The organism is Pseudomonas marginalis, from assembly GCF_900105325.1.
Lineage (GTDB): Bacteria > Pseudomonadota > Gammaproteobacteria > Pseudomonadales > Pseudomonadaceae > Aquipseudomonas > Aquipseudomonas marginalis.
Window position 1 is genome coordinate 4,101,374 of the sequence record NZ_FNSU01000003.1, and the last position, 12,876, is coordinate 4,114,249.

The following is a 12,876-nucleotide window of genomic DNA, read 5'->3' on the forward strand; positions in this document are numbered from 1 at the left end:
TGCGGTCACGGCGCTTTTTTAGGGCAAAAAAGGCCTCGCTTGACTTCGGCATGCCGTTCGGGTTGACTGAAACCAGAAAAGATCAATGATTGATATTTTTAACAACAAAGGTGTTGCATCATGTCGGTACCCCCGCGTGCCGTTCAGCTTAACGAAGCGAACGCGTTCCTTAAGGATCATCCTGAGGTTCTGTACGTAGACCTTCTAATTGCGGATATGAATGGTGTGGTGCGCGGTAAGCGCATCGAACGCACCAGCCTCCACAAGGTTTACGAGAAGGGCATTAACCTGCCTGCCTCTTTATTTGCCCTGGATATCAATGGCTCGACGGTGGAAAGCACCGGCCTGGGCCTGGACATCGGTGATGCTGACCGAATCTGTTATCCGATCCCTGACACCCTGTGCAATGAACCTTGGCAAAAGCGCCCTACCGCGCAATTGCTGATGACCATGCACGAACTTGAAGGTGAACCTTTCTTCGCCGATCCGCGCGAAGTGCTCCGCCAAGTTGTAAGCAAGTTTGACGACCTCGGTCTGACCATCTGCGCCGCCTTCGAGCTTGAGTTCTACCTGATCGACCAGGAGAATGTGAACGGCCGCCCACAACCGCCCCGCTCGCCGATCTCCGGCAAACGCCCGCACTCGACACAGGTTTACCTGATCGACGACCTCGACGAATACGTCGACTGCCTCCAGGACATCCTTGAAGGTGCCAAAGAGCAAGGCATCCCGGCCGACGCCATCGTCAAGGAAAGTGCCCCGGCGCAGTTCGAAGTGAACCTGCACCACGTGGCCGACCCGATCAAGGCCTGCGACTACGCAGTGTTGCTCAAGCGCCTGATCAAGAACATCGCCTACGACCATGAGATGGACACCACCTTCATGGCCAAGCCTTACCCAGGCCAGGCTGGCAACGGTTTGCACGTACACATCTCGATCCTGGACAAGGACGGCAAGAACATCTTTGCCAGCGAGGATCCCGAGCAGAACGCCGCATTGCGTCACGCGATCGGCGGTGTGCTCGAGACCCTACCCGCCCAAATGGCGTTCCTGTGCCCTAACGTCAACTCCTACCGTCGTTTCGGCGCACAGTTCTACGTGCCGAACTCGCCGTGCTGGGGCCTGGACAACCGCACCGTGGCGATTCGCGTACCGACCGGCTCGTCCGACGCCGTACGTATCGAACACCGTGTGGCCGGTGCCGACGCCAACCCTTACCTGCTGATGGCTTCGGTCCTGGCAGGCGTGCACCACGGCCTGACCAACAAGATCGAACCGGGCGCACCCGTGGAAGGCAACAGCTACGAGCAGAACGAACAGAGCCTGCCGAACAACCTGCGCGATGCCCTGCGCGAGTTGGACGACAGCGAGGTGATGGCCAAGTACATCGATCCTAAATACATCGATATCTTCGTCGCCTGTAAGGAAAGTGAGCTGGAAGAGTTCGAACACTCCATCTCCGACCTTGAGTACAACTGGTACCTGCATACCGTTTAACCGGCTGCATTAAATGTGGTGAGCGGGCTTGCTGTGGTGAGCGGGCTTGTCCCGCGCTGGGTGGCGAAGCCGCCCTAAAACCAGACGCCGCATTCTGCCTGTCAGAATGCGGCGTTTTTATTGGGGCCGCTTCGCAGCCCAGCGCGGGGCAAGCCCGCTCACCACAACAAGCGGTATGGATCATCCCCAGGCTCTGCGTACAATGCCCGCTGCCTTGTAGGAGACTTCCATGCCCACCCGCCCCGCCGCCCCTCGCAAACCCCGCGCCCGCAGCCAGGCACGGATCGACGCGATTCTCGATGCCGCCCGCACCTTGCTGGCCGCCGAAGGCGTGGCGAGTTTGTCGATCTACAGCGTGGCCGAGCGCGCGCAGATTCCGCCGTCGTCGGTGTATCACTTTTTCGCCAGTGTGCCGGCGCTGCTGGAGGCACTGACCGCCGATATACATGCAGCCTTCCGCTGCGCCATCCAGGCCCCCATCGAGCATGTTTCACTCAAGCATTGGCGCGACCTGTCCTACATCGTCGAACAGCGCATGCTGACCATCTACAGCAACGACGCCGCCGCGCGCCAGTTGATCCTGGCCCAGCACGGGCTGACCGAAGTGACCCAGGCGGACCGCCAGCATGATCTGGAGTTGGGGGATTTGATGCTGGAGGTGTTCGACCGCCACTTTGAAGTGCCGAGTTTGCCAACCGATGTGGATGTGTTTGCGCTGGCGTTGGAATTGAGTGATCGCGTGTATGCGCGTTCGGTGCATCAGCATGGGCTGATTACGCCGCGTATGGCGGAGGAAGGGATGCGGGTTTTTGATGCGTATGTGGGGCTGTATTTGCCGGCTTACCTGCCCAAGCGCTGAGTTTTGTGCTGGCCGGACTGGCCTCATCGGGGGCAAGCCCCCGATGACGGCCTCAAGAGCGACGCAAATCACAACTTGGCGATCGACACCTCAGTCGACTTCACAAAGGCAATCACTTCACTGCCAATCACCAGCTCCAGCTCTTTGACGGAGCGCGTGGTGATCACGGAAGTGACGATACCGGAGGCGGTCTGCACATCGATTTCCGACAGCACGTCGCCGACCACGATTTCCTTGATGGTGCCTTTGAACTGGTTACGCACGTTGATGGCTTTGATAGTCATGATGGTGTTCCTCTATGAGTTATTGAGCCCAACGCAGTTGCGTAGGCAGCGGTGAAACAGGTTCGGGTTCCGGCGGTGTGCCGGGCAACGACAGCACACGGTTGAGTACTTGCGCTTCCAGTGCGGCCAGGCGATGTGAGCCTCGGGCCCGTGGGCGCGGCAGATCGACGATCAGGTCGAGGCCGATTTCACCGTCTTCGATCAGGATCACCCGGTCGGCAATGGCCACGGCTTCGCTGACGTCATGGGTTACCAGCAACACGGTGAAGCCGTGTTTTTGCCAGAGGTTTTCGATCAGTTGCTGCATCTCGATACGGGTGAGGGCGTCCAGGGCGCCCAGCGGTTCGTCGAGCAGCAGCAGGCGCGGCTGGTGGATCAAGGCGCGGGCCAGGGCCACACGCTGCTTCTGGCCACCGGACAATGCCGCCGGCCACTCATTGGCACGCTCGGCCAGGCCGACCGCTTCCAGGGCCTCCAGCGCCTTGGGACGCCAGTTGCCTTTAAGGCCCAGGCCCACGTTGTCGATGATCTTTTTCCAGGGCAGCAAACGTGCTTCCTGGAACATCAGCCGCGTGTCTTCAATCGCTTCGCTCAGCGGTGCGGAACCGGCCAGCAGCTCGCCGCCGCTGGCCTTGTCCAGACCGGCCAGCAGACGCAGCAAGGTACTTTTGCCGCAACCGCTGCGACCCACCACGGCGACGAACTGGCCCGCCGGAATGTGCAGGTCAATCTCTTTGAGCACTTCCCGTGCGCCAAAGGATTTGCGCAATTTGCGCACCGCCAGGGGGATCCCCTTGAGCAGGCGCGGAGGTTGTTGAGCCGTCATGCCGCACCGCCTTTATTCACTTGATACGCCGGATGCCAGCGCAGCCAAACCCGCTCCAGGCCACGCGCAGCCAGGTCGGCCAGTTTGCCGAGAATCGCGTACATCACGATGGCCAACACCACCACGTCGGTTTGCAGGAATTCGCGGGCGTTCATCGCCAGGTAACCAATGCCGGAGCTGGCAGAGATGGTTTCCGCCACGATCAGCGTCAGCCACATAAAGCCCAGGGCAAAGCGCACGCCCACCAGGATCGATGGCAGCGCGCCCGGCAGGATCACTTGCCAGAACAGGCTGAAACCGGACAAGCCATAGCTGCGCGACATTTCTACCAGCGCCGGGTCGACGTTGCGGATGCCGTGGTAGGTGTTGAGGTAGATCGGGAACAGCGTGCCGAGGGCGACCAGGAAAATCTTCGCGGTCTCGTCGATGCCAAACCATAGGATCACCAGCGGAATCAGCGCCAGGTGCGGCACGTTGCGGATCATCTGCACCGAGCTGTCCAGCAGGCGTTCGCCCCACGTCGACAGGCCGGTGATAAACCCCAGCGCCAGGCCGATGCTGCCACCGATCACAAAGCCCAGGCCGGCACGCCAGCCACTGATGGCCAGGTGCGTCCAGATTTCGCCGCTGCGCACCAGGTTGACCCCAGCCTCAATCACCGCACTGGGCGCCGGCAGGATGCGTGTCGACAACCAGCCCGCCGACACCGACAACTGCCACACCGCCAGCAATAGAATCGGCAGCACCCAGGGCGCCACGCGATGGCTCAATTTTTCAAAAGTCATGGCGCCGCCTCAGCTCTGTGACGCAGCTTTGGGAAGGATGTCGTTGGCGACCATCTCACCGAACGGGCTCACGTAACCGGCGCTTTTCGGCAACTCCGGACGTTCGATATCCAGGTGCGGGAACAGCAGCTCGGCGACCCGATAGGACTCTTCCAGGTGTGGATAACCGGAGAAGATAAAGGTGTCGATGCCCAGCGCGGCGTACTCCTTGACCCGTTCTGCAACCGTCGGGCCATCGCCCACCAGCGCGGTGCCCGCACCGCCACGCACCAGGCCGACGCCGGCCCACAGGTTGGGGCTGACTTCCAGGTTGTCGCGGTTGCCGCCATGCAAGGCCGCCATGCGCTGCTGGCCGACGGAATCGAAGCGCGCCAGGGAAGCCTGGGCACGGGCGATGGTGTCGTCGTCGAGATGGGAGATCAGTTTGTCGGCGGCTTTCCAGGCTTCTTCGTTGGTTTCGCGCACGATCACATGCAGACGAATGCCGAAGCGCACGGTGCGCCCGAGTTTCGCCGCCTTGGCCCGCACCTGCTCGATCTTCTCGGCGACCGCGGCCGGTGGCTCGCCCCAGGTCAGCACCATCTCCACTTGTTCGGCGGCGAGGTCCTGGGCCGCTTCGGAGGAACCGCCGAAGTACAGCGGCGGGCGCGGTTGCTGGATCGGCGGGTAGAGCAACTTGGCGCCTTTGACGCTGATGTGCTCGCCGTCGTAATCCACGGTTTCGCCTTCCAGCACACGACGCCAGATGCGGGTGAATTCCACCGAAGCCTGATAACGCTCCTCGTGACTGAGGAACAAGCCATCGCCGGCCAGCTCTTCCGGGTCACCACCGGTTACCAGGTTGAACAACGCACGGCCGCCGGACAGGCGGTCCAGGGTCGCGGCCTGGCGCGCGGCCACCGTCGGGGAAATGATCCCGGGGCGCAGCGCGACAAGGAATTTCAAACGCTGGGTCACCGGGATCAGCGAGGCGGCCACCAGCCACGAGTCTTCGCAGGAGCGACCGGTGGGGATCAGTACCCCGCCGAATCCCAGGCGGTCAGCGGCCTGGGCCACTTGCTGCAGATAACCGTGATCAACGGCGCGAGCGCCTTCGGCGGTGCCAAGGTAATGGCCGTCGCCGTGGGTAGGCAGGAACCAGAAAATAGTGAGGCTCATGGAGTTGTCTCCTGAAGAAATCGGATTACGGCGCTTTAGCCACGGCAGCCGGTGGCGTCCAGATCACGTCCTTGATGTTCAAGGGCTTGGGGATCAATTTGAGTTGGTAGAAGCTATCGGCGATTTTCTGCTGGGCCGCCACCACTTCCGGGGTCAGGAACAGCGCGCCATAGCCCTGGCGTTTCACCGAGGTCAGGGTGATGTCTGCCGGCAGGCCCAGCAGCGGCGCGACTTGCTCGGTGACTTCCTGGGGGTTGGCCTTGGACCACTCGCCCACCGCGCGCACTTCTTCGATCAGCGCCTTGACCACTTCCGGATGCTTTTCGGCGTATGGCTTGGTGGCCAGGTAGAACTGGTGGTTGTCGGCGATGCCGGTGCCGTCACGCAGGGTGCGCGCTTGCAGTTGCTTCTCGGCGGCGGCCTGGTACGGGTCCCAGATCACCCACGCATCCACGCTGCCACGCTCGAAGGCGGCACGGGCATCGGCGGGCGGCAGGAACACGGTCTGCACGTCGGTGTATTTCAGGCCGGCGTCTTCCAGGGCACGCACCAGCAGGTAGTGCACGTTGGAGCCTTTGTTGAGCACGACTTTCTTGCCCTTGAGCTCGGCCACCGATTTGATCGTCGAGTCTTTCGGCACCAGGATCGCTTCACTGGTTGGCGCTGGCGGCTCGTAGGCCACGTAGAGCAGGTCGGCACCGGCGGCCTGGGCGAAGACCGGCGGGGTTTCGCCGGTGACACCGAAGTCGATGGAACCCACGTTCAGGCCTTCGAGCAGTTGCGGACCGCCGGGAAACTCGGTCCATTGCACCTGCACACCTTGAGCGGCCAGGCGTTTTTCCAGGGTACCCTTGGCCTTGAGCAGCACCAGGGTGCCGTATTTCTGGTAACCGATCCGCAGGGTCTCGGCAGCTTGAGCCTGAACAATGGCGCCGAAGGACACAGCCGCAGCAAACAGTGCGACCAGACCACGACGCAAGATGACAGTGCGCATGGCGCTCTCTCCAAATAATGCGATGAGGGGGTTGGCTGCACCTGCTTGGCCGTTGGCGGCTGAGTAAGGTGAGTACATCTATATAGCGGTGAGGCTGACTTAAATGCTCCAGCGAGCACTCAACAAACGTTCATTCAACACATGCGGGTCCAACGGTTTCGGACGACGGGCCATGGCGCCATAAAGCGTCTCCAGGGCCTCGTGCAAACGGTGTTCGAGGACCGGTACCAGTTGTGCCTGGGCACTGCCTTCGCCGTAGGCGATCTGGCTGTCTTCGGCAAAGATGCCGTGGAGCAGCTCCTGGGCTTTGAGGGCCGACAATACCGGCTTCAGGGCGTAATCCACCGCCAGCATGTGGGCGATGCTGCCGCCGGTCGCCATCGGCAGCACAACCTTGTGGGCCAGGGCGCGCTCGGGCAGCAGGTCGAGCACGGTTTTCAACGCCCCGGAGAACGAAGCCTTGTACACCGGCGTGGCGATCACCAGGCCATCCGCGTTAGCCACCTGTTGCAGCAGGTCAATGACCTTGGGGCTGTCGAAGCGTGCATGCAGCAAGTCTTCAGCCGGGAAGTCCCGTATCTGGTAACTCACCACTTCAACGCCTTTGTCTTGCAACCACTGACGGGTTTTTTCCAGCAAGACCCCGGAGCGGGAACGCTGGCTGGGACTGCCTCCAAGTGTTACGACCAACATGCAGGAATTCCTTGAGCAAGTGCCGGCGGTTCGCTGTGTGGCGATGGCGCCAAGATGGAACAGACCTTATCAGCAGATTTATATATCTATAAATCTTATTTTTTCATTTGTTTATTCTTTAAATGCATATAAGATTTATAAACCGCCAGGCGAAAAAAAAGGCCGTCGAAACGGCCTGAAAACCCCTGCTGTGATTCAGTTTCAACGATTGGGCTGTGGAGTAAGCCGCAAATACGGCTTCACCGCCCGATACCCCTTCGGAAAGCGCTTCTTGATCTCTTCCTCATCCTTGAGCGACGGCACGATCACCACTTCATCACCGTCCTGCCAGTTGGCGGGGGTGGCGACTTTGTAGTTGTCGGTCAGTTGCAGCGAGTCGATGACCCGCAGGATTTCATGGAAGTTACGGCCGGTGCTGGCCGGGTAGGTGATGGTCAGGCGGATCTTCTTGTGCGGGTCGATCACGAACAAGGAACGCACGGTGAGGGTGTCACTGGCATTCGGGTGGATCAGGTCGTAGAGGTCCGAAACCTTGCGGTCCGCGTCAGCCAGGATCGGGAAGTTGACGACCGTGTCCTGGGTTTCGTTGATGTCCTCGATCCACTTGTGGTGCGAATCCACCGGGTCCACCGACAGGGCGATGGCCTTGACGCCGCGCTTGGCGAACTCGTCCTTGAGCTTGGCGGTGAAGCCCAGCTCAGTGGTGCACACCGGGGTGAAGTCCGCCGGGTGGGAAAACAACACACCCCAGCTGTCGCCCAGCCATTCGTGGAAACGAATCTTGCCGGCGCTGGAATCCTGTTCGAAGTCGGGGGCGATATCGCCCAGTCTTAGGCTCATGGTGTGGCTCCTGGTGAGTGCTTATGGAGCCCACTGTGCATGGATTGCGGATTATTTAAAAAGAATAAATATCGATTTATCTAGACGATAAAGGAATATTAAAAATCTGTTCATTGGACGCGGGAAAGGGCGAGGCGCAACATCGTTTCCAAGGTTCGAGAAGGCCTTGAGACGCTGTACAAAGAGGGGTTCAGGAAGGGCTTGCGGGGGTTTAGCCCGACTTGAAAAGCAAGACACCTTGCCCGGCGTGCGCCGGGCAAGGTTTACAGTCTTACAACAGCTTTACGCTACTAGAACAGTGGCAGCGAGTAGCTGACGATCAGGCGGTTTTCGTCCTGGGAACGGGTGTTCGCCAGGTCGGTGCGCCACATAGCGTTTTTCCAGGCAACGCCGAGGTTTTTCAGCGGACCTTCTGGAATCACGTAGGCAACGGTGATGTCGCGTTCCCACTCGGACTGGCCGGTGGTTTCAGCACGACCGTTGTTGTTGGCGATAGTGTCGATGTCGCTACCTTTCAGGTAAACAACACCCGCCGTCAGGCCAGGTACGCCAACTTTGGCGAAGTCATACGCGTAGCGAGCTTGCCAGGTACGTTCGCCGGCACGGGCGAACTTTTGGATCTGCATGTCGGTCGTCAGGTAAGCCGACGAACCGTCACCCTGGTTCAGCCAAGGGAAGTCGCTGCTGCCGTTGCTGACCTGATAACCACCACCGAAGGTGTGACCGGCAACGGTGTACAGGAACAGGCCGCTGTACAGGTTGTTGTCGACCTTACCCTTGCCGGCGTTGAAGCCGTTGTAGTTACCGTTGGTGTAGTAAGCAGGGGTGTTGCCGTTTTTACCATCGTCAGAGCTGTTGAAATAACGCAGGTCAGACTTCAAAACGCCCGGGCCGATTGCCCAGTTGTGCGTCAGGCCGAGGAAGTGCTGCTTGTAGAAGTCTTCCAGGTTGCCGTAGTAGTACTGGGCAGTCAGGTCTTTGGTGATTTTGTAGTCACCACCCGCATAGTAGAACTTGTTAACGAAAGTGCCTGTGTTGTAGTTGGAGCTACCGTTGGCGCCGCCCAGCGACAAGCCTTCGTTGTTGCTGGAGTTACGGCCCTTGGCATGCTCGATCTGACCAGCAACCAAGGTCAAATCCTTGATGTCGTTGGTAGTGATCTGGCCACCTTGGAAGGTTTGCGGCAGCAGACGACCATCGTTGGTCACGATAACGGGCAGCTTAGGCTGCAGGGTGCCCAGCTTCAGCTCGGTTTGGGAGATCTTGACCTTGCCGGTCACGCCCAGGCTGGCGTAATCGTTGACAGCGGTATTGCCGTCACTTGGGAACACGGTGCCACCGGAAGCGGTGCCACTGTAGTTACCATGTTCTGCACGGCTTGAATCCAGACGCACGCCATACAGGCCAATTGCATCAACGCCGAACTGAACAGTACCTTGGGTGTAACCCGAGATGAAACGCAGATCGAAGCCTTGGCCCCACTCGGCGTTCTTGCTGCGGGTGGTGGCACCAGGGGCGCCATCACGGTTATCAGTGTTGATGTAGAAGTTACGCAGACCCAGTGTGGCCTTGCTGTCTTCGATGAAACCGGCAGCGCCTGCTTGCTGAGCGATTACGCCCAAAGCTACAGACAGTGCCAAGGTGGACTTCTTCATGTACCGCTCCTCTCGTTTCTAATTTTTGTATTTCTTTGGTCTCGGGTCTGACGCCCTCGATCCACAGATGCGCGATTAGCACCGGATAGTGACTGACAAGTCAATCGTAACCTTGTGTGTCTACTACCTTCGTCTAACCACCGTTGATTTGGTCCCTGCAGGGTAATGAGTTTTTCATACACCCAAAAAGAATTATTTCATTCTTTTTCATACGATTCAGGAATAAGACTTTCCGTGACGTGGGCAGGCCAGCATAGACCACTCGCCACACAAGCTAATTCCTAAAGGGTATTTGTTAGAGCTTTTTTAGATCGATTAGTGTGGCCGCGCTGTTGCATACGTCACCCACGATCAAAAAGGCGACGCCATCATGGCCAAAGGCACATCCTCCCGTCAATTTGTTACAGTTTTTGTGTCACTAATCGTTTCTTTTGCTGTCCAAGCCGCCCATTCGAAGGTTCAGGTGTTGCGAGCGTCCACACTCTATCCATAGCCGTCCACCTGTTATCGGCGTCAGATCAAGAATGCTTAAACTTTAGTCGTGCGTGACGGCAGGCTCTTGCACGAGCCTGCCCGGTGACTTGGGGGTAGGGCTCTACAAGGCCTTCTCGAAAATCTTCGAGTTGCGCTGGTAGTTGTACAGCGAGGCCCGTGCCGATGGCAGGCGATCCACGCTGCTCGGCACAAAGCCACGCTCACGGAACCAGTGGGCAGTCCGCGTGGTAAGTACGAACAGCGTCTTCAACCCCTGGGCCCGGGCACGGGTTTCGATACGCTCCAGCAGCTCGTCACCCCGCCCGCCGTGGCGGTACTCCGGGTTCACCGCCAGGCAAGCCAGTTCACCCGCGTCCGAATCGGCGATCTGATACAACGCCGCACACGCGATGATCATGCCTTCGCGCTCCACCACGCTGAACTGCTCGATCTCACGCTCGAGCACTTCCCGCGAACGGCGCACCAGGATGCCCTGTTCTTCCAGGGGGCTGATCAGGTCGAGCAAGCCGCCGACGTCTTCAATCGCCGCCTCGCGCACCCGTTCGAATTGCTCCTGGGCTACCAGCGTGCCGCCGCCATCGCGGGTGAACAGTTCGGTGAGCAAGGCGCCGTCTTCGGCGTAGCTGACGATGTGGCTGCGCCCTACCCCGCCACGACAGGCCTCGGCCGCCGCATCGAGCAATTCGGACTGGTAGTTGCTGCTGCCCAGGCGTTGCAGGTGTGCCGGTACTTGTTGCGGGCGCAGTTCGCGGACGAGGCGGCCATTTTCATCGATCAGGCCGAGATCAGCGCCGAACAGCAGCAGCTTGTCCGCCCCCAGGTCGATGGCGGCGCGGGTGGCGACGTCTTCGCAGGCCAGGTTGAAGATCTCCCCCGTCGGCGAATAGCCCAGGGGCGACAGCAGCACAATGGAGCGCTCATCCAGCAGGCGATTGATGCCCTTGCGATCGACCCGGCGCACTTCGCCGGTGTGGTGGTAATCCACGCCGTCAAGCACACCGATAGGCCGCGCCGTCACCAGGTTGCCGCTGGCCACCCGCAGGCGCGAGCCCTGCATCGGCGACGAGGCCATGTCCATCGACAGGCGCGCTTCGATGGCGATACGCAGGTGGCCGACCGCGTCGATCACACACTCCAGCGTCGCGGCATCGGTGATGCGCATGCCTTCATGGTAAGTCGGGACCAGGCCGCGCGCTTCAAGGCGCGCTTCGATCTGTGGGCGCGAACCGTGCACCAGCACCAGACGCACGCCCAGGCTGTGGAGCAGCACCAGGTCGTGGACGATATTGCCGAAATTCGGATGATCCACACCGTCGCCGGGCAACATGACCACAAAGGTGCAGTCGCGGTGGGCATTGATGTAGGGCGAAGCGTGACGAAGCCAATTAACGTAGTCGGGCATGGAACCTGGGCCTGTAATAAAAAGCAGCCGAAAAAGGATGAGTCGTGAAAACGCACAGCGGGCTGATGGTTATCGTCGGAACAGGCTTGGCGACACGCTCGCTCTCCTTATGTACGAATGGACAGGGGTTAATTTACGCAGGTTTCAGGCAGTAATGTTCGATCAGTTCCCGCAATAGACGCACTGTAGGCGTCAAGCGTGACATTTCGAGGTACTCGCCCGGTTGATGGGCACAGGCGATGTCGCCAGGGCCGAGCACCAGGGTGTCACAACCAAGGCGCTGAAGATAAGGCGCTTCGGTGCCGAACGCTACTGCTTCGGCACGATGCCCGGTCAATCGTTCCGCGACCCGCACCAACTCGGCGTCTTCGACCTGCTCGAACGGCGGCACTGCGGGGAATAACGGCGCGTAGTCGATCTTGACCTTATGGCGCTCGGCCAGGGGTTCGAGCTTTTGCCGGATAGCCGCACGCAGCACTTCGGGATCCATGCCCGGCAAGGGCCGCAGGTCGAATTCCAGGGAGCACTGGCCGCAGATACGGTTGGGGTTGTCGCCACCATGGATACAGCCGAAGTTCATGGTCGGTTGCGGCACGCTGAATTGTGGATTGCGGTACTCGCGCTGCCAGGCCAGGCGCAGGCCGCGCAGCTCGCCGATGGCGTCATGCATGGCTTCCAGGGCGCTGTGTCCCAGGCTTGGGTCCGACGAATGGCCGCTTTGGCCCAGAATGTCGATACGCTCCATCATCACGCCTTTGTGCAGGCGGATCGGCTTGAGGCCGGTCGGTTCACCGATCACCGCCGCGCGGCCCAACGGGCGCCCGGCTTCGGCCAATGCCCGGGCACCGGACATGGAGCTTTCTTCATCGCAGGTGGCGAGGATCAGCAACGGTTGCTTGAACGGTTGGTCCAGCAGCGGCAACACCGCTTCAATCGCCAGCGCGAAAAAACCCTTCATGTCGCAACTGCCCAATCCTACCCAGCGGCCGTCGACTTCCGTCAGCTTGAGCGGATCGGTCTTCCACAACGCAGCGTCATAAGGAACGGTGTCGCTATGGCCGGCCAATACCAGGCCGCCGGGGCCTGTGCCAAAGCTGGCCAGCAGGTTGAATTTGCCGGGGCTGACCGGTTGGATGTCAATGGAGAACCCCAGGTCGCCCAACCAACCGGCGAGCAAATCGATCACCGGGCGGTTGGTCTGGTCGAGAGACACTTGGGTGCAACTCACCGAAGGCGCGGCAATCAGCGCGGCGAACTGCTCTTTCATGGACGGTAACGGCATACGCGGTCTCCCTACTTCCCGGATGAGCCCCACTATAGAGGCATCTGCACGAGACAATAAACCGTTGCGGCGCGTTGCCGGGCTCAGTCCTGTACACTGCACGACC

Annotated in this window: 12 protein-coding genes; 2 read left to right on the plus strand and 10 right to left on the minus strand. The window is 60.0% G+C overall.

All coding sequences use genetic code 11. The features are described from left to right. The first annotated feature begins 120 nt into the window (after nucleotides 1-120). Together BLW22_RS28465 and BLW22_RS28470 are read left to right on the plus strand one after the other, a co-directional pair. Nucleotides 121-1,497 carry a glutamine synthetase family protein gene (locus BLW22_RS28465; RefSeq protein ID WP_003213894.1) on the plus strand — a complete coding sequence of 459 codons (1,377 nt, stop codon included), beginning with the start codon at nucleotides 121-123 and terminating at the stop codon, nucleotides 1,495-1,497. Between the two features lie 229 nt (nucleotides 1,498-1,726). Further along, entirely contained in the window at nucleotides 1,727-2,356 is a 630-nt protein-coding gene (locus tag BLW22_RS28470; RefSeq protein WP_074847910.1) for a TetR/AcrR family transcriptional regulator, read from the plus strand. A 68-nt stretch (nucleotides 2,357-2,424) separates the two neighbouring features. On the opposite strand, the gene BLW22_RS28475 is transcribed toward BLW22_RS28470, so the two are convergent. The 10 genes from BLW22_RS28475 to argE all read right to left on the minus strand — a co-directional run bounded on the left by BLW22_RS28475 (nucleotide 2,425) and on the right by argE (nucleotide 12,770). Further along, nucleotides 2,425-2,640 (minus strand): TOBE domain-containing protein, encoded by a 216-nt coding sequence (locus BLW22_RS28475; RefSeq protein ID WP_003176783.1) that lies wholly within the window; start codon nucleotides 2,638-2,640, stop codon nucleotides 2,425-2,427. 19 nt (nucleotides 2,641-2,659) lie between these two features. Next, nucleotides 2,660-3,466 (minus strand): aliphatic sulfonates ABC transporter ATP-binding protein, encoded by an 807-nt coding sequence (gene ssuB, locus BLW22_RS28480; RefSeq protein WP_074847912.1) that lies wholly within the window; start codon nucleotides 3,464-3,466, stop codon nucleotides 2,660-2,662. After that, nucleotides 3,463-4,251: an aliphatic sulfonate ABC transporter permease SsuC gene (gene ssuC, locus BLW22_RS28485; RefSeq protein ID WP_065924365.1), complete on the minus strand. Its 789-nt coding sequence runs from the start codon at nucleotides 4,249-4,251 to the stop codon at nucleotides 3,463-3,465. The genes ssuB and ssuC overlap by 4 nt, the downstream gene beginning before the upstream one ends. 9 nt (nucleotides 4,252-4,260) lie before the next feature. After that, entirely contained in the window at nucleotides 4,261-5,409 is a 1,149-nt protein-coding gene (gene ssuD, locus BLW22_RS28490; protein WP_027608398.1) for an FMNH2-dependent alkanesulfonate monooxygenase, read from the minus strand. Nucleotides 5,410-5,434: 25 nt separating this feature from the next. After that, nucleotides 5,435-6,403 carry a sulfonate ABC transporter substrate-binding protein gene (locus BLW22_RS28495; RefSeq protein ID WP_065924367.1) on the minus strand — a complete coding sequence of 323 codons (969 nt, stop codon included), beginning with the start codon at nucleotides 6,401-6,403 and terminating at the stop codon, nucleotides 5,435-5,437. Nucleotides 6,404-6,502: 99 nt separating this feature from the next. Then, complete coding sequence (ssuE, locus tag BLW22_RS28500; protein ID WP_027608396.1) at nucleotides 6,503-7,096, minus strand: NADPH-dependent FMN reductase; 594 nt, start codon at nucleotides 7,094-7,096, stop codon at nucleotides 6,503-6,505. 201 nt (nucleotides 7,097-7,297) lie between these two features. Then, a complete protein-coding gene (locus BLW22_RS28505; protein ID WP_074847914.1) occupies nucleotides 7,298-7,936 on the minus strand; it encodes a peroxiredoxin in 639 nt (212 codons plus the stop codon). A gap of 290 nt (nucleotides 7,937-8,226) precedes the next feature. Continuing rightward, entirely contained in the window at nucleotides 8,227-9,591 is a 1,365-nt protein-coding gene (locus BLW22_RS28510) for an OprD family porin (protein WP_065948767.1), read from the minus strand. 595 nt (nucleotides 9,592-10,186) lie between these two features. Further along, nucleotides 10,187-11,488 (minus strand): amino-acid N-acetyltransferase, encoded by a 1,302-nt coding sequence (gene argA, locus BLW22_RS28515; RefSeq protein ID WP_065926633.1) that lies wholly within the window; start codon nucleotides 11,486-11,488, stop codon nucleotides 10,187-10,189. Between the two features lie 133 nt (nucleotides 11,489-11,621). Continuing rightward, nucleotides 11,622-12,770 carry an acetylornithine deacetylase gene (gene argE / locus BLW22_RS28520; protein WP_074847916.1) on the minus strand — a complete coding sequence of 383 codons (1,149 nt, stop codon included), beginning with the start codon at nucleotides 12,768-12,770 and terminating at the stop codon, nucleotides 11,622-11,624. Between the last annotated feature and the right edge of the window lie 106 nt (nucleotides 12,771-12,876).